Genomic DNA, 15,573 nt, shown 5'->3' on the forward strand with positions numbered 1-15,573 from the left:
CTCACTTGAGCCCCGAGTGGGCCATTCCGGCCAGGATCCGGCGCTGGAAGATGACGAAGACCACGACCACCGGGACCAGCGTGACGACGCTCATCGCGAACAGCGCGCCCCACTCGGAACTGCCGGTCGCGTCCAGGAAACCGCGCAACGCCACCGGCACGGTCAGCCTGGTCCTGGTCGACAGGTAGATCAGCTGGCCGAAGAAGTTGTTCCAGGTCCAGATGAACGAGAAGATCGCCGTCGTCACCAGCGCCGGCGTGAGCAGCGGCAGGATGATCCGCCGGTAGATGCCCCACGCGCCGCAGCCGTCGATCCGGGCCGCGTCGTCCAGCTCGACCGGGATCGACCGGATGAACTGCACCATCAGGAACACGAAGAACGCGTCGGTGGCCAGGAAACTCGGCACGATCATCGGCCAGAACGTGTCGATCCAGTTCAGGTTCCGGAAAATCGAGTACTGCGCGATCAGCGTGACGTGGGCGGGCAGCATGATCGTTGCCAGCATCAGTCCGAACAACGTTTTCCGGCCGACGAAGGTGAGCCGGGCGAACGCGTACGCGGTCAGCGAGCAGGTCAGCACGTTGCCGATCACGACCGCCGTACAGATGATCAGCGAGTTCATCAGGTAGATGCCGAAACTGGTCCCGGTCGACGACCAGCCGAGGGCGTAGTTGCCGAGCGTCGGGTGCTCCGGGATCAGCCCGGGGCGCTGGAAGATCTCGGTGTTCGGCCGCAGCGACGCGCTGATCATCCAGAGCAGCGGGTAGAGCATGATCAGCGCGCCCGCGGTCAGGCCGGCGTGGGCCAGCACGCGTTTCATCGACGGACCCCTTCGTCTCCGTAGAACACCCAGGTGCGGCCGAGGACGAAGTTCAGTCCGGTGAAGACCGCGATGATCAGCAGCAGCACCCAGGCCATCGCGGCGGCGTACCCCATCCGGAAGTTCCCGAACGCCTGCTGGTACAGGTACAACGTGTAGAACAGCGTCGAGTCCGATGGGCCACCCTTGCCGCCGCTGATCACGAACGCCGGCGTGAACGCCTGGAAGGCGCCGATGATCTGCAGGACCAGGTTGAAGAACACCACCGGCGACAGCAGCGGCAGCGTGACCCGCCAGAACCGTTGCCAGCGGCCCGCACCGTCGACCTCGGCGGCCTCCAGCACCTCGTCCGGGATCTGCCGCAGGCCGGCCAGGAAGATCACCATCGGGGCGCCGAACTGCCAGACCCGCAGCACGATCAGCGTCCACAGCGCCGTGCCGGGTTCGGAGATCCAGCCGCGGCCCTCGATGCCGAAGATGCCGAGGACGTCGTTGAGCAGGCCGTCGGTGCCGAAGATCTGCTGCCAGAGCAGCGCGATCGCGACACTGCCGCCGAGCAGGCTCGGGACGTAGTACAGCGCCCGGTAGACGGCGAGGCCCTTGAGCCCGCGGTTGAGGAGTACGGCGACGGCGAGCGCGAACGCCATCTCGAGCGGCACCGAGACCGCGACGTAGACGAACGTGACCTCGAGCGACTGCAGGTACCGCGGGTCCTGGAAGAGGTTCGTGTAGTTCTGCAGCCCGGTCCACTCCGGGGTGTTGAGCAGCGCGTAGTCGGTGAACGAGTAGTACAGCGACAGCAGCATCGGCCCGATCGTGAGCCCGACCAGTCCGATGAACCACGGGAGCAGGAACAGGTACGCCGGGACGCTGCGGCGGAGGTTCGCGATCACTGGCCGAGGGTCTTCCCGGCCAGCTCGACGAACTCGGTCGCGCCGGCGGCCGGCGTGGTCTTTCCGAAACCGATGTTCTCCGCGATCCGGCCGAAGCCGGTGAGCAGTTCGCCGTAGCCCTTCGGCCACGGTTTCGGCGACGGGCCGACCTGGCCGGCGATGTCCTCGACGTACTTGATCGCCCGGGCGCCGGCGGACCCGGCGTCGGCGGCGACCAGGTCGCGGGCCTTCTGCGACGGCGGGACGCCGAGCAGGATGCCGATCGCCTTGATCGCCTGCTCGTCGTTGAGCAGGAACCCGATCAGTTTCGCGGCGTCCTCGGGGTGTTTGCTCGCGGCCGAGACGCACCACAGGTCGAGGCCCTTGACGAACTGGCCCTTGAGGTCACCGGCCGTGCCCTGCGGCACCGGGAGCACGGCCAGCGGGTTCTTCACCAGCGGCTGGTAGAACGTGACCTGCTGGACCCACCCGAACTGCAGCGGCGCTTTCCCCTTGGCGATCAGCGACTTCTCGATGCCGGTCGTCTCGGCGCTGACGTTCTGCGGCGGTGCGGCCTTCGCGGTCCGCAGGTCCGCCCAGTACTGGAACCATTCCTGGACCGTTTCCTTGCTGGTGGCGAGTTTTCCGCCGTCGTCGGAAAACAGTTCCGTACCGTGCTGGCGGGCGAACACCTCGAACAACTGGAGGTTTCCGGCCTGGTCGCCGGAGCCGTACGAGCCCTGCACGGAACCGGCGTAGTCGCGGGCGAACTCGGCGAACTTGTCCCACGTCCAGCCCTGTTCCGGAACCGTTCCGCCGGCCTGCTTGACGGCGGCCTCGTCGACGTACATCGCGTAGCTGATCGAGCTCTGCCCGATCCCGAAGTTCTTGCCGTCGGACAGGCCGCTGTCGGCGACGTCCTTGTCGAGCGCCGACGTGTCGATCCCGGCCGAGCCGAGGTCCTTGAGCGCGTTCCGGCCGGCGTAGTCGCTGAAGTAGCTCATCGACATCCGCAGCACGTCGGGCGCGTTGTTGCCCGAGGTCTGGGTGGCCAGCTTGTCCCAGTAGTCGTCGAACGGAGCACTCTCGCCCGCGTACTCCGCGCCGCCGCCGGCCTTCCAGGCGTCGAGGGCCTTGTTGATCGCCTTGGTCACGGGGTCCGGGCCGTACCACGCGACGCGCATCGGCCCGGACTTCGCGGAGCAGCCGGGGAGCGTGATCGCCGCGGCCGTGGCGGCGCCGAGACCCAGCAGGGTCCGGCGGCTGAAGGTGTTCATGATGGTTCTCCTTGGGTGGCCCAGCGCCAGTTGTGGGCCAGGCGGAGCGGAACGTAGGTGCCGTTGGGGAGGTCGTCGGTCAGCCGCGCCTGCCAGCGGGTGAGCTGGTGCAGCAGGCGGGCCCGGACGGCCACGTGCCGGTCGTCGTCGAAGAGGTTGTCGAGCTCGGCCGGGTCGGTGTCGAGGTCGTACAACTCGCCTGGCAGATCCGCGTGGACGATGAGCTTCCACCTGCCGCTGCGCAGCATTCGCGCGTGGCCGGACTGCGTGACGGTGTTGAGCTCGTCGAACGTCGGGCCGTCGTACCCGAAGTGCAGCGGTGGCCGCGCGGTGACGTCGTACGCGCGGCCGCCGAAGCCGTGTTCGGCGACGATGCTGCCGAACTCCGCCGCCGGGGCTTCGTTGCCCTGGGCAAGCGGTAGCAGACTGCGACCCTGGACGCCGTCGGGAATACGGTGTCCGACGGCTTCGCAGATCGTCGGGAGGACGTCGACGATCGAGACCGGCTCGTCGCGCTGCTGGACCGTGACGCCGTCGCCGGTCACGATCAGCGGAATCCGCATCAGGAACTCGGACAGGCCGGCGCCCTTGCGCTGCAGGCCGTACTCGCCGACGTAGTCGCCGTGGTCGGCGAGCACGATGGTCAGCCGCGGTCTGTTGCGCTGCGCGAGTCCGTCGTGGAGCCGGCGGATCTGGTCGTCGAGCAGCCGCAGCATGCCGAGGTAGTTGGCGGTGTAGCGACGCCAGTTGTCGTCGTACCCGGGTCGTTTCTCCTCCTGGAGGCGGCGCAGCCAGGTGTAGCTGCCGCCCTTGATGTCGGTTGCCTCCGGCCCTGTTGTACGGTCCGGGACGTCCTCGGGGGCGACCAGGTCGAAGTACGGCCGCGGGACCTGGTACGGGTTGTGGGGCTCGGGGTAGGAGACCCAGAACAGGCCCGGCCGGTCCGGGTCGGCGCCGTCGACCGCCCGCAGTGCGTCGGTGGTGATCCGGTAGGGCAGCTGCGTTTCCAGCGGGTGCGGCGTCGGCGTATCGGAAACGCCGTGGTCCAGGTGTTCCAGCCAGTTGTCGAAAGCGGATTCCTCCGCGTTCCGCTGCGGTCCCTGGGTGTGGAAGTACGGGCCGGCGAAGGTGTCGAAGTCCTGCGCGCCGCGGGGCATGTGCGGCTTGCCCGCGAAGTGCAGCTGGTAGTCCGCGTCCCGCAGTACGTCGAGCAGGTCCTGCTCGTAGCGGGCGTACCGCGCGTTGCTGTTCTGCCGGACCTGGTGGACGCTCGGAAACCGTCCGGTCAGCAGACTCGTCCGTGCCGGAACGCAGGCCGGGGCCGCGGTGTAAGCGTTCCGGAAATCCGTTCCGCGAGCCGCCAGGGCGTCGACGAACGGCATGGTGTCCACCGGATACCCGCTCCGCCGGGTCAGTCCCACCCGCTGCTGATCGGTCATCACGATGACGATGTCGGGGCGCATCTCCCTGCTCTCTGCTCGGGCTTTACAGCGCTGTATTACAGCGCTGCAAACCTTGCCGCAGGCTGACTCGATCCGTCAAGGGTCCGGCTCTTGGCGGCCCGGTGCGCAGGTAGCATCCGGCTCGTGATCTACGAGCCGATGAGCCGCCGCCTGGTCATTTCCTTCACGCTGATCGGCGTCGTGCTGGCGGTTGCCGGCCTGATCGCACGCCCGGCGAACATCACCGTCGCCGTCATCCTCTTCCTACTGGCCGTCGCAGTACTGGGCCTAGCCGGCTACGGCGTCCTGGACCGCCTGGTCGACCGCCGCAAGCGCTCCCGCCGGCGCAACTAGCCGGCCTTGAGCGGTGCCCGGGGTCAGTGGACCGGCTTGATGACATAGAGGGAATTCGTTCCCCAATCGGCGATCGCCAGTCGGCCGTCCGGCGCGATCGCGATGCTCGTGGGACTCCGGAAACCGTCGGCGACCGTCGTACGTTTGCCGTCGCGCGTGATCAGGTCGACGGTCGATCCGCCGTAGTCGGCGACGTAGGCGGCGTCCCCGCCCGCCCGGGCGATTCCGGGAGCGGGACTGCGTAGCTCGCTGTTGATCGTCAGTGCGCGGGTATCGCCCGCCGGTACGCGCGAGATGCCTCCGTTGATGTTGCTGACGATCAGATCGCCGTTGTCGAGCTCCACCGCACCGACGGGTGTCTGCAGCCCGGTTGCCACGACGCGAGTCCGACCGTTGGAGTCTGCCGCGAGAATCTCGTTCGTCTCGCGGTTCGCGATCAGCAATTCTCCTGCGGAGTTGAAGGACAACCCCGCGGGCGTCGACAAGCCGTCGACAAAGACTTCGGGCTTGCCGGCGTTGGTGAAGCGCCACACGACGTTGCCGCTGTACGAGGCGGCGAAGACGACGCCGTTGGCGGAGATCGCGAGGCCCGACGGGCCGCTCAGGCCGTCGGCGAAGACTTCCCGATCCCCTGCGGGAGTGAACCGTTCGATCGTGCCCCCGGACCAGTTCGCGATGTACAGCGCACCAGAGGTGTCATAGGCCATCCCCAACGGGGAGGCGAGTCCTTCCCATAACGGCTTGCCAGGCGACTGCGGCGCCGCTGCGCGACTGCCCGAACTGGTGGATGCCGTCGGCGACGTCGGGCCAGGTGTCGGGGACACCGACGAACTTTCCGCCGATCCGGTGGTGGGAGCAGAGCTGCAGCCGGCCGCGACCAGCAGTAGCGCTGCACCCGCCGCGATCCGTCTCGCGGATGCTGCTCGCATCAATCGGTTCGAGGTCATCGGCACTCTCCGGGTGTCGGCGCTGCTTCGAACGTGCGCTCAGGACGCTACGAGTTAGCGCGCGCTCGAAGTCAACGGCGACTCTCCGACTGGACTTGGAGCGCGCTCCAAGTTCTAAGGTGAGGCCCATGACGAGCGAGGCTGCTACCGGCCAGGGGTTGACATCAGTTGGGTGCGGTTCCTCCTCCGGCTGCGCGACACCGGAATGAGCATCGCGAAGATGCGCGTCTACTCCGAGTTGCGCGCTGCCGGTGACCAGACGCTCGAGTCCCGCATGACATTGCTGAGGCAGCACGATGCCGAAGTAAGGCAGCAGATCGAGCAGCTTCGAGCCAACCGGCGGGCGCTTCGCGACAAGATCGCCGTCTACCAGAGCCAGATCGACGCCAGAGAACGCTCCAGCGGAACCGCTGGCAAGTGATCGCAGTCAGGGCCTAGCCCTGCGGCATCGCGATCTGCTCGGCCAGCCGGCGTACCCCTCGCTCGGGGCTGGTCAGAATCGGCGCCGAAACCTCGAGGCCCTCCGCCGCCGACGCCATCGAGGCCTGCGCGAGCACCACCACATCCCCGGAGGCCGCCTTGATCGCCTCCGCCACCAGCGCGTCATGCCGCGCCCGATCCCCGGCGACCGCAGCCTCGAAGGCGCCGTCGACGACAACCTCGTCGATCTGTACGTCGCGCCCCTGGACCTCGGCCCGCTCCCGCAGCAGCGCAGCCGTCGGCTGCACCGTCGTCGGCAACGTCGCGATCACGCTGATGCGCTCCCCGGCTCGCACTGCCTCGTCCGCCATCGCCTCGTCGACGCGATAGACCGGTACGCCGAGCCGCTCGGCCAACGGTCCGGCGTACTGCGAGATCGACGAGCACGTGAACATCACCGCCTCGGCACCAGCCGCCACCGCGGCATCCCCGAGATCGGCCAGCCGCTGCGCCACCTGCTCGGTCGCCGTACCCCGGCCGAGATCCGCCACGATCTTGTCGTCGAGCAGGTTCTGCACCTCGACCCCGGGCAGATGCTCCGCGGCAAGCGTCGCGAACGTCGGAATGACCACGGCCCCGGTATGCAGGAAAGCGATGCGCTTCACTGGCGCTCCTCACGTTTCAATACGCTCCGGCAGCGTCGCGCGAAGCTCTACGGGCGCATCACATTGACACGTTTCATACAGCCAGGTCAACGCGCTGTCCGGGGAGGGGACCGAGCCCTGCGGCGTACTCAGTGCAAGGCGACCGAAAGCAGCAACACCGAAGCCGACCGGGCATGTACGTCGTGCCGCTGCGGAGGTACCGCGACAAGGTCACCGGCCCACAGCTCGATCTCGTCGTCACCCGCCCGGAGTACGACGTCACCCTGCAGGCACATCAACGACGCGTCACCAGGACTCTGGTGCTCGCCCATCGTCTGCCCCGCGTCCAGCGCGATCAACGTCTGCCGCAGCCGCGCCCCACCGCGCCCGTACACCGTCGTCGCACTCCGCCCGCTGTCACTCTCGCCCGCCAGCCGCAAATGACTGGCCGCCAACTCGTGAACTCGCAAGACCTCCATCAACCGATGGTACGACTCAAGTCTGATGCACAAGGCAACGGTACGCCGATAACTTCCAGCACATGATGCTGTACGAGATCCACATCCAGAACTTCCCCGACACCGAGTCGGCACTCGCAACCCAGGCCCCGATCGCCCACACCCTGTGCCCGGACCCCGACCACAACACCCCCTGCGAGATCCCCTGGTCCTTCACCCTGGGAGACGACAACAACCTGATCCTGGGCATCTACACAACCCCCGCAAAGGCCACAGCCCTAACCGAAACCATCGCCACCCTCACCCACCACCCCACCGCCCTACACCAAGCCACCCCAGGCCACTTCAACGAACTCGAAACCCAATACCGCATCGAACATCCTTGAGGGTCACGAGACTCGGCATACATGCGTGGCCGGTGGGGTTCGATGCCCGCGAGACAAGGCAGAGGCGCGCAGCCGCTCGAAAGGCCAGGCAACAGCGCGAACCAGACGCCACGGCGCCCGGCCGAGGAGCGAAGCAGGTAAGGCACTCCCGTGGGGCGGTGTCGTAACAGTGCAGCATCCGCCGGATGATGACGCCGCGGATCGGTCAGGTTAGGCGCATCCGTACCACCCACAACGCCCACACCGCACACCCCAACGTCACCACCCGACGGCACCCGCGCCGTTACATCAACGGGCTCCGGGGACGAGGGATGGGTGGGAGGAGCTTGCGGCGGGTGAGCAAGGGGCCTACGCCGGAGCGCCACCAGGGGAGCCAGGTGCGGGGGCGGCGGAGGAGGGTTGTCGCGGGTGGGACGAGTCGAAGAAGGATTCCCGGAAGAGGAGCTTGCCTTCTGGGGAGAGTTTGAGGAGGTCCACGGCTTCCCAGGTGAGCGGTCGGCCGCCTGCGGTCGCGGCGAAGCGGATGTGAATGAACACGGTGTCCTCGCTGCCTGCCCAGCGGAGGACCTCCACGCGGAGGTTCGGCAGCAGTACCTGAGTGCGGGCGAACTCTTCCCACCACAACTCCGGCCCGACGCCGTCGCAGAGCATCGGCTGCACGAACCGCACCGACTCGTCGAGGAAACCGTCCCAGGCATGAGGATCCGGATTATCCCAGGCGCCCCGGAACTGCCGAACAACGTTTTCGTGGATCGTCGGCCAATCGCGTATCGCCTGCTCCGAGCCTGTCGCCGGTCGTTCAGTGACAGTCTTCGGCCGTCCAGATTTGGTTGTCGGTCGTTCCGGATCTGTCGTCGGTCCTTCCGACGCGGTCCGCGGTCGTTCCGGGCCTGTCATCGGTTCTCCCTACTCGTGGCGGCGAGGTAGCCGAGCAGTGCGGTCCCGGCGACCAAGAGCACGGCTTCGCCCACGCCTACTGCCAATGAGTGCGCCCGGCTGACGTCGACCAGGTGCGAGACGGCATGCAGCCCGTTCCAGACGGTCGCGACGATGAGTATCGGCGTACGCCAGGACGTTTTCCGTACGGCGAGCACCAGGCCGGCCCCGATCGCGATGGAGGCAGCGCCGAAGTCGTGGACCAGGTGATCGTTCCTCGGCCCGAAGTCGGCGAGCGTACGCGCGAAGGATCCACTGTCGCCCGCCGCCCAGAGACCGAGCCCGACGAAGATCCCACCGAGAGCGCCGATCAACGCCCGCCGGCCCACCGAGCCAGGCCGAGCCCGCCGCGGCGCCGGCGCCTGAGCCAGCACTGCCGGTGCGAGCGGGGTCGGTGTCGGCGGGCCTGGTGTCGGCGCTGCCGCTGTTGGCGGGATCGACCGGGTCGACGACAGTTCTGATGGTGTCGGTGTTGGCGGTGTCGCCCGAGTTGGCGGGGTCTGCGGGATCGCCGTCCGTGTCGGTGTCTGTCGTGTCGGCGGACCGGTCGTGGCTGTCGTCGGTGGCGTCGGCGGCGTCGGCGGCGTCGGCGGCGTTGGCGGCGTTGGCGTCGGTGGCGGTGGGGTTGGTGGAGCGGGGTGGGGGTCTGGTGGGGTCATTCGAGGTGGTCCTGGAAGCGGCGGATTGAGCGGTTCATTCCGAGGCGCCAGAGGACGGCTGCTCGGGATGTTCGTCGGAGGCGTGCCTCTTTGCGCATTGCGTCTAGGAAGTGGTCGGCGAAGCCGGTTCGGGGGGCTCGGGTGTGTACTTGCGCGATCGTGTCTGGCGCGAGTTCCGGTAGTCGTAGGCCGATGACGTCCAGGTGGGTGCCTGCGTGGAGTAGGTGTGGTTCGGCGCCCCAGGACAATGGCACGTTGACGTTGAAGTGTGCTGCGATCGCGTCGGCGACGTCGGTGGCGAATGCGTTGGCTGCGCCTGCTTCGATTACCACCCAGCGCGCGAGGTTCGAGCCGTGGACGGCGAAGCAGGCCGCATCCGTGCCGGGGTCGTCTATCAGGCCGACGTCGTGGAGTAACGCGGCGACGTACAAACGCTCGTCGTCGTACTCGATTTGGTCGAGTTCCGCGAGCATGCTTCCCCACAACCAGGACCGGATGCTGTGCTGCAGCAACGGATCAGGCAGCACGGTCCGAACGAAATCAGTCACATGCCGAGCAACCGCAGTCGCCGGAACCAAGCGACCGCCCACCAACACATCAGTACCAGCGCTCGGTCCAGCGGCTGGTTCAGCACCGGCAGCGCGGTCAGGGCTCGCATTGGTCCGCGGTTCCGCACCGGGCCGGGGCGCGATGGTAGCGGCGGCGGCAGTGCCGGCGGCCGCGGCGGAAGGGCCGTCGGGCGCGGCGCTGGCGTGTGCAGCGCTGGCATGTGTGGCGCTGGCGCGCACGGCTGCTCTGGCTGCTGTGGTGACTTGGCGGTGGTTGGTTTTGAGTTCGCGGGTGATTGCCTGGGCGGCGAAGAGGAGTTGGGATGCGGGGGTCAGGGCGCCGTGGGTTTGGGCTACCCAGGTGCGGGAGCCTATTGCTGCCATAGTGTTAGGCCCTGTTTGGCTACGGCTTCTGGGTTGTCTTCGGTGACGTAGGTGTAGGCGTCGGGGATGAGGTGGAGGTCCGCGCCGAGTTGGTCGGCGTACGGCGTTGCGTGGGTGAGCGGGAAGACGTGGTCCTCGGCTGCCCAGAGGAAGTCCACCGGTTTGTGGAAGTTGCCAGCCAGCGTTTGCGCTGCGGCGCGGGTGTAGCGGGCGTCGACGGCTCCGATGGCCTTTCGGCCGTCATGGCGGATCGCCGGATCGGTCAGCACCGGGTCGATGAAGCTGCGCATCGTGGCGGCGTCGATCGGGTACTTCGCCAGCCAGCCGTACGTGTTCCGCCACCGCCACGTCTTCGGAAAACGCAGTACCTGATACAGCGCGCGGTACGGCGCCGGATGTACGGCGGTCCACTTGAGCAGCGGGAATCCGCCGGGTGTCGGGGGCCACGTGCACTGCGGGGTCTCGCACGAGGAGAGCACCAGCCGGCCGACGCGTTCCGGGTACGTCGCCGCGGTCAGCTGGCTGTACGCGCCGCCCGAGTCGTTGCCGAACAGGACCACGTCGTCCAGGCCGAGCGCATCGAGGAAGTCGGCGATCAGCTTGGCCATCCCGGGTGGCGTCAGGTCGGCGTCGCGGTTCACCGGCAGGAGATGCGATCCCAGCGGCAAGTCCGGCGTGAGGCAGCGGAAATGTTCCGACAGCAGCGGAACGACTTTCCGCCACAGGTTCGCGTTCACCAGGTACCCGTGGACGAAGACGATCGGCCGACCCGCGCCGGCCTCGTGGTACCGCAACGTTCCAGCCGGCAGTTCGACCTCGCGCGACGTACCCAGTCGGGGATCCCGCATGCTCACACCGCAACCTTCCCCAGCAGCCCGAGCTGCTGCGCGGCGCCGATGTCGAGGTACGTTTCCTTGCGCTGCACGAGACCGTCGACGACCGTGATCACGTCGACCCCGGTGAACGTCATCGGTCGGCCGTTCGGCTGCGCCACCAGTTCCCCGAACGGCATCGGCGTCGCCAGCGTCGCCGTGATCCGCGTCTGATTCACGAGAAAGTCGTTTCCGAATGTTTCCGTCTCGGTTCGGAAAACGATGTCGGGGAACAGCGCGAGCAATCCCCCGAAGGCGCTGCGGACCGCGTCCGCGCCGACGACCTCGGGCGCCGCGTTCAGGTGCAGTCGGAAAACGGTGTCGGTGGTGTGCAGCGCCATGATCCGGTCCACGTCATGCGTGTTCCACGCCTCGCCGTACCGGGTGGCGAGCTGCTCGAGCGAGCTGGTCATCGACGGACTCCTTGTACTCGGCAACTGAGAACCTCGGAGGCGGCGCGTTCGCCCGCGGTCACGGCGCCGTCCATGAATCCGATCCAGCGGGTCGCCGTCTCCGCGCCTGCCCAGTGGACCCGCCCATGTGGTTGCCGAAGGCACGCACCGAACGACGTCCAGAGCCCGGGCGGGTGGAAAGCCGCGTAACAACCCCTGGTCCAGGTCTCCTCACTCCAGGACCCGACCAACACCTCCCGCGGCGACCGCGCCCGGTCACCGAACCAGCGAGCGAAGCAGTCCAGCACCTGCCGCTCGCGCTCAGCCACCGGAAGCGCCAGCAAGTCACGCGCATGCCGCCCGACGACGAACCCAAGCAGGATCCCCGGCCGCCCACCCGGCGGCGAGTTGTCGAACGCCGCACCCACAGGACCGCGATCACTGGCCACCTGCCCGCTCAGCCCCGCGGCCCGCCAGTATGGTTCGTCGTACACGGCGAGGTACTTCAACGTCGTCCCCTGCGGCGTCCGCGCGATCAACTGCTGCCGCCCGAGCGGCATCGCCGGTGCGAACTCGATCTCCCGACACAGCAGCGGCGGCACCGCGACGATCACCCGATCCGCCTCCACCTCCAGGCCATCCGCCCGTACGACGACCCGCTCGCCGTCCTGCGCGATACGCCGTACCGGATGACCGAGCCAGAGCTGATCCGGCATCGTCCGAGCCAACTCCTCGGCGATGCGCTGCGACCCGCCGACGAAGCGGTCCTGCTGCGCGCCGTCCCGCGTCCGGATCAGGCGTTCGAGACTGTGACCGGCGTTGATACAGGCAAGGATGTGGAGCAGCGACACTTCGTCCGGCTCGATCGACCAGACCGCGCGAACAGCCATCGCAAGCAACGTCCGCGCGGACTCGGACAACATCCGCCGCCGCATCCAGCCACCCAGCGTCAGAGCGTCCCACTCGGCAGCACGCACCGCCTGCCAGGGCGCAGCAGGATCGACCTCACGCGCCATCCGATCGAGCTCGCGCTGCGCGCCGAGATACGACAGCGACGGCACCAGACCGATCCGCGGATTCGCGCCGCTCCACCGCCGGGTCCGCCCCCGCAACTCCATCAGATGAGTGCCGCACGTATGCGTCGCGAAGGTCTCCACACCGGCCTCGCGCGCAACGCGCTGAATCGCGTCCTGCCCCGGCCCGGTGAACTGCCCACCGATCTCGACGACCTGCCCGTTCCCGACGTCGGCGTTCAACGTCCGGCCGCCGACCCGCTCCCGCGCCTCGAGCACGCAAACGCCAAGCCCTGCTTGCAGAAGGCGCCGCGCAGCCACCAGGCCGGACAGTCCCGCACCGACGACCACGCAATCGGTCCGCATCAGCAGCATCTCCCAGCGAGAGGAGTTCTTGTAACCATTGCAAGAAGTCCTCGCACACTAGCACCGGCCAAGCCGGACCCGCAATCGTCAGTCCTGCTCGATCAGCAGACCGTGCGCGAACGCGTCGGTCGCCGCGCGCAGCAGCCGCTTGAGCTGCCGCGGGTCGCGCCGCAGCCGGTCCTGCCGCCACGCGAGGCTGATGATCCCGTTCCACGACGCCCACAGCACGGTCGCCGTCTCCTGAGCGTTGACCTTGCGGATCGTCCCCGCCTTGATGCCGCGCTTGATCGCGTCCACCATCCGCCGGTTCTGCTCGTCCACCGAGTCCGCCAACCGATCCGCGAGCTCCTGCCCCGCGGCGTAACTCCCCGGCTCCCCCGGGAACGCCAACATCCGGAAATACTCCGGATTCGCGAGATAGAACGCCAGATACTCGTCCGCGGCGGCGTACAACTGCTCGACGGGCCCGCGCCCCTCGACGTACGCGAGATCCATGAACTGCCGATCCACAACCACGGCCCGCTCGACCAGCGCGGCGTACACCCCCGCCTTCGACCCGAAATGGTTGTAGACCGACCCCACCGCCACCCCCGCGGTCGCAGCGATCTCCTCGACGGTCACGTCAGCCACCGACCGCGCGGCAAACAACTCCTCCGCAGCCCGCAACAACGCATCCACCGTCCGCTGCGCCCGTGGATCCACTGCACACCCCTTCGCCGATCCGCTCAGCGGCCAACCTACAGCTCGGCGAGCTGGTCGCCGAGGGGTGTGCGTTCGTAGATGACTGAGCGGCCGTTGCGGCGGGGGCGGACCAGGCCCTGGGCGGTCATCGCTCGTAGTACCTGGTTGGCGGCCGATGGGGAGACGGCGAAGCGGGCGGCCAGCGCGGTTGTCGACTGGCCGGATCCCAGGGCGTTCAGGTAGCGCAGGCGGTGTGCGCTGAGTAGGCCGGCTCGGCCTGGGGCGCCGGCGCCGTCGAGCCACATCGAGCGTTGCCCGATCGATCGGTAGACGACCATCGGGTCGGAGTCCGCGAGTGGTGTCGAGCTGCTCAAGGTGAACAGGGACGGTACGGCGTACAACGGCCGTCCGCGAGTGTACAACGTGAGGTCGTCATGGCTGTTCCCGAGGATGTGCGCCGTGATGGTTGTCGGATCCGCGCGCACGCCCGGACCACAACCGTTCAAAGTCGCGATCACACCCTCGGCCGCCAGCGAGCGGGCGCGATGGGCGACGTCGGCCTCGAGGGTCGAGCGCATCCGTGCCCAGTGCGGCTCGAAAGCCAACTTCCAGTACGCCGCCAACGCCTCCGCGAGCCGCTCGCCGAACGATCGCCCGCACGCCCCGAGCCGCCGCGGGATCCCGCCGACCGCGAACTCGATGTCCGCGCCCAGCGCCCGCAGGTCCTGGTCGCGGACATAGGCGAGCTGCGCGTCGATCGTCAGCGGTACGCCGACGCGCGGGTTGAACAGGTCCGGTGTGTCGAAGTTCGGCCCGATCAACCCGCTCAGGACGTCGAGCGGCAGTTGGTCCCGGACGCGCCACGCGGCGGCGTACCAGGGTGCCTGCAACGGATAGCTTGCCGGCGCACGCAGCGCGCGCAACGAGTTGCCGAGTTCGGTCAGCGGCGAGACAGCGAAGCGCACGAGTCCGTAGTCACCGGGCTCCAGCTCGTACCGCGCCACAACCGATTCTAAGCAGGAATCAGCTGGTCCGGTTGTAGATCGCCGTGCCCGGGCACGCGGTCACGCCGAGGCGGGTGGCGCAGCCGGAGTACTGGCTGCTGCCGTTCCACCAGGCCCAGCCGCCGATGGTGCGGCCGTGCAGCCACGTGTACGTGCCGTTGTAGTTGGCGTCGTACGTCCGCAGACCCCAGTGGACGTGATCGCCCGTGGCCCGTCCGCCCGCGCAGACGTCCCGCCCGATGGTGCCGAGCAGGGCGCTCGTGCCGACCGGAGTTCCGTTGTAGTAGGTCGCGTTGTACATGTGGTAGTAGTCCGTCGAGAAGCCGTTCGGGTGAATCACCCGCGTCCAGCCGCCGCCGGCGCCACACATCGACGTCGCGGTGCCGTCGCGCGAGGAGCGGACGCGACCGCTGGCGTTGCCGCCGGCGAAGTCCAGGCTGCTCCAGTAGCCGTTGACGCTGTCCCAGGCGTGCGGACCGCCGGTCAGCGTCATGTAGTAGTTGGGCATCCACGGGAGCAGGAGGCCGCCGGTGTTCGCGGCAGCGGTCACCGATTGGTGATTCGCGTACGCCGTCATGCTCCGCCGCTCGGCTGCACCCACCAGCGGAGAGGTCGCGACGTGCTCGGCGAACTCGCGATCGCCTTCGACCCCGCTGACCCACCGGCCGTCGGTGTACCGGGCGATGAAGAGCCAGCCTTCAGGATGCGCCTCGGTGGTGGCCGGCGCTTCGACGTACGCGACGCCGCGCGCCCAGCCGGAGGTCGCGGACCGGACGTCGACGACGACGTCCCGGCCCTGCGAGGCAAGCTTGCCGACGGCAACAGACGGGGCGAGTTCCCGGGCGTCCTTGGAGCGGCTGAGCACATCGGCGGTGACCGCGTCGACGAGCGGCCGAGGAGACGAGCCGAGCGTACCGGCGACAGCAGCAGGCAGCTTCACCGTCACCCCGGAAGCACCGGAGCCACCGGAGCCACCGGAGCCACCGGAAGCCGGATCCGGTGCCGCGGCGGTGGCCTCGGCACCGAGGATCGTCGTGGCGGCGAGCGCGCAGGCGGCAAGACTCACTGACAGTTTCGAGGGCATGGGCGGTACCCCTT

At 68.1% G+C, this 15,573-nt stretch carries 19 protein-coding genes; 3 read left to right on the forward strand and 16 right to left on the reverse strand.

The features are described from left to right. Position 1: 1 nt before the first annotated feature. From ABN611_RS06025 to ABN611_RS06040, 4 genes are read right to left on the reverse strand one after another with little or no spacing between them, the layout of a single operon-like run. The gene (locus ABN611_RS06025) at positions 2–820 is read right to left on the reverse strand and encodes a carbohydrate ABC transporter permease (protein WP_350278782.1); all 819 of its coding nucleotides are present in this window, start codon (positions 818–820) and stop codon (positions 2–4) included. Continuing rightward, positions 817–1,713 (reverse strand): sugar ABC transporter permease, encoded by an 897-nt coding sequence (locus tag ABN611_RS06030; protein WP_350278783.1) that lies wholly within the window; start codon positions 1,711–1,713, stop codon positions 817–819. The genes ABN611_RS06025 and ABN611_RS06030 overlap by 4 nt, the downstream gene beginning before the upstream one ends. Next, entirely contained in the window at positions 1,710–2,969 is a 1,260-nt protein-coding gene (locus ABN611_RS06035; RefSeq protein WP_350278784.1) for an extracellular solute-binding protein, read from the reverse strand. The genes ABN611_RS06030 and ABN611_RS06035 overlap by 4 nt, the downstream gene beginning before the upstream one ends. After that, positions 2,966–4,408 (reverse strand): sulfatase-like hydrolase/transferase, encoded by a 1,443-nt coding sequence (locus ABN611_RS06040; RefSeq protein ID WP_350278785.1) that lies wholly within the window; start codon positions 4,406–4,408, stop codon positions 2,966–2,968. Before ABN611_RS06040 ends, ABN611_RS06035 begins: the two co-directional genes overlap by 4 nt. 147 nt (positions 4,409–4,555) lie before the next feature. Between ABN611_RS06040 and ABN611_RS06045 the strand changes: the two genes are divergently transcribed. After that, the gene (locus ABN611_RS06045; protein WP_350278786.1) at positions 4,556–4,765 is read left to right on the forward strand and encodes a hypothetical protein; all 210 of its coding nucleotides are present in this window, start codon (positions 4,556–4,558) and stop codon (positions 4,763–4,765) included. Positions 4,766–4,788: 23 nt separating this feature from the next. On the opposite strand, the gene ABN611_RS06050 is transcribed toward ABN611_RS06045, so the two are convergent. Further along, positions 4,789–5,472, reverse strand: a complete 684-nt coding sequence (locus tag ABN611_RS06050) for a hypothetical protein (protein WP_350278787.1) — start codon at positions 5,470–5,472, stop codon at positions 4,789–4,791. Positions 5,473–5,884: 412 nt separating this feature from the next. Here ABN611_RS06050 and ABN611_RS06055 point away from each other — a divergent pair, with 412 nt between their 5' ends. Next, positions 5,885–6,133, forward strand: coding sequence for a MerR family DNA-binding protein (locus ABN611_RS06055; RefSeq protein ID WP_350278788.1), 249 nt, complete (start codon positions 5,885–5,887; stop codon positions 6,131–6,133). A gap of 13 nt (positions 6,134–6,146) precedes the next feature. Here the strand turns inward: ABN611_RS06055 and ABN611_RS06060 are convergent, their stop codons facing one another. Further along, positions 6,147–6,797, reverse strand: coding sequence for an aspartate/glutamate racemase family protein (locus ABN611_RS06060; protein WP_350278789.1), 651 nt, complete (start codon positions 6,795–6,797; stop codon positions 6,147–6,149). 128 nt (positions 6,798–6,925) lie between these two features. Continuing rightward, positions 6,926–7,255, reverse strand: a complete 330-nt coding sequence (locus tag ABN611_RS06065) for a cupin domain-containing protein (RefSeq protein WP_350278790.1) — start codon at positions 7,253–7,255, stop codon at positions 6,926–6,928. A 62-nt stretch (positions 7,256–7,317) separates the two neighbouring features. Between ABN611_RS06065 and ABN611_RS06070 the strand changes: the two genes are divergently transcribed. Continuing rightward, on the forward strand, positions 7,318–7,620 hold the full coding sequence (locus ABN611_RS06070) for a hypothetical protein (protein ID WP_350278791.1): 303 nt from the start codon (positions 7,318–7,320) through the stop codon (positions 7,618–7,620). Between the two features lie 348 nt (positions 7,621–7,968). On the opposite strand, the gene ABN611_RS06075 is transcribed toward ABN611_RS06070, so the two are convergent. The 9 genes from ABN611_RS06075 to ABN611_RS06115 all read right to left on the reverse strand — a co-directional run bounded on the left by ABN611_RS06075 (position 7,969) and on the right by ABN611_RS06115 (position 15,559). Further along, on the reverse strand, positions 7,969–8,517 hold the full coding sequence (locus ABN611_RS06075; RefSeq protein WP_350278792.1) for a nuclear transport factor 2 family protein: 549 nt from the start codon (positions 8,515–8,517) through the stop codon (positions 7,969–7,971). Next, positions 8,514–8,885 carry a hypothetical protein gene (locus ABN611_RS06080; RefSeq protein ID WP_350278793.1) on the reverse strand — a complete coding sequence of 124 codons (372 nt, stop codon included), beginning with the start codon at positions 8,883–8,885 and terminating at the stop codon, positions 8,514–8,516. Before ABN611_RS06080 ends, ABN611_RS06075 begins: the two co-directional genes overlap by 4 nt. 326 nt (positions 8,886–9,211) lie before the next feature. Continuing rightward, positions 9,212–9,763, reverse strand: a complete 552-nt coding sequence (locus tag ABN611_RS06085; protein ID WP_350278794.1) for an HD domain-containing protein — start codon at positions 9,761–9,763, stop codon at positions 9,212–9,214. Positions 9,764–10,134: 371 nt separating this feature from the next. Beyond that, complete coding sequence (locus tag ABN611_RS06090) at positions 10,135–10,995, reverse strand: alpha/beta hydrolase (RefSeq protein ID WP_350281601.1); 861 nt, start codon at positions 10,993–10,995, stop codon at positions 10,135–10,137. A 2-nt stretch (positions 10,996–10,997) separates the two neighbouring features. Next, positions 10,998–11,432, reverse strand: coding sequence for a nuclear transport factor 2 family protein (locus ABN611_RS06095; RefSeq protein WP_350278795.1), 435 nt, complete (start codon positions 11,430–11,432; stop codon positions 10,998–11,000). After that, positions 11,429–12,790 carry a flavin monoamine oxidase family protein gene (locus ABN611_RS06100; RefSeq protein ID WP_350278796.1) on the reverse strand — a complete coding sequence of 454 codons (1,362 nt, stop codon included), beginning with the start codon at positions 12,788–12,790 and terminating at the stop codon, positions 11,429–11,431. The genes ABN611_RS06095 and ABN611_RS06100 overlap by 4 nt, the downstream gene beginning before the upstream one ends. A gap of 87 nt (positions 12,791–12,877) precedes the next feature. After that, positions 12,878–13,492, reverse strand: a complete 615-nt coding sequence (locus tag ABN611_RS06105) for a TetR/AcrR family transcriptional regulator (RefSeq protein WP_350278797.1) — start codon at positions 13,490–13,492, stop codon at positions 12,878–12,880. A 35-nt stretch (positions 13,493–13,527) separates the two neighbouring features. Beyond that, positions 13,528–14,475 (reverse strand): hypothetical protein, encoded by a 948-nt coding sequence (locus tag ABN611_RS06110; protein ID WP_350278798.1) that lies wholly within the window; start codon positions 14,473–14,475, stop codon positions 13,528–13,530. A 19-nt stretch (positions 14,476–14,494) separates the two neighbouring features. Then, entirely contained in the window at positions 14,495–15,559 is a 1,065-nt protein-coding gene (locus ABN611_RS06115; RefSeq protein ID WP_350278799.1) for a M23 family metallopeptidase, read from the reverse strand. Positions 15,560–15,573 lie beyond the last annotated feature (14 nt).

The organism is Kribbella sp. HUAS MG21, from assembly GCF_040254265.1.
Lineage (GTDB): Bacteria > Actinomycetota > Actinomycetes > Propionibacteriales > Kribbellaceae > Kribbella.

Excerpts from the sequence above, each read along its gene's own strand:
- ABN611_RS06025 (WP_350278782.1), bottom strand. The coding sequence starts at position 820 with ATGAAACGCGTGCTGGCCCACGCCGGCCTGACCGCGGGCGCGCTGATC.
- ABN611_RS06065 (WP_350278790.1), bottom strand. The coding sequence starts at position 7,255 with ATGGAGGTCTTGCGAGTTCACGAGTTGGCGGCCAGTCATTTGCGGCTG.
- ABN611_RS06090 (WP_350281601.1), bottom strand. The coding sequence starts at position 10,995 with ATGCGGGATCCCCGACTGGGTACGTCGCGCGAGGTCGAACTGCCGGCT.
- ABN611_RS06050 (WP_350278787.1), bottom strand. The coding sequence starts at position 5,472 with ATGGCCTATGACACCTCTGGTGCGCTGTACATCGCGAACTGGTCCGGG.
- ABN611_RS06095 (WP_350278795.1), bottom strand. The coding sequence starts at position 11,432 with ATGACCAGCTCGCTCGAGCAGCTCGCCACCCGGTACGGCGAGGCGTGG.
- ABN611_RS06070 (WP_350278791.1), top strand. The coding sequence starts at position 7,318 with ATGATGCTGTACGAGATCCACATCCAGAACTTCCCCGACACCGAGTCG.
- ABN611_RS06075 (WP_350278792.1), bottom strand. The coding sequence starts at position 8,517 with ATGACAGGCCCGGAACGACCGCGGACCGCGTCGGAAGGACCGACGACA.
- ABN611_RS06040 (WP_350278785.1), bottom strand. The coding sequence starts at position 4,408 with ATGACCGATCAGCAGCGGGTGGGACTGACCCGGCGGAGCGGGTATCCG.
- ABN611_RS06115 (WP_350278799.1), bottom strand. The coding sequence starts at position 15,559 with ATGCCCTCGAAACTGTCAGTGAGTCTTGCCGCCTGCGCGCTCGCCGCC.
- ABN611_RS06035 (WP_350278784.1), bottom strand. The coding sequence starts at position 2,969 with ATGAACACCTTCAGCCGCCGGACCCTGCTGGGTCTCGGCGCCGCCACG.
- ABN611_RS06100 (WP_350278796.1), bottom strand. The coding sequence starts at position 12,790 with ATGCGGACCGATTGCGTGGTCGTCGGTGCGGGACTGTCCGGCCTGGTG.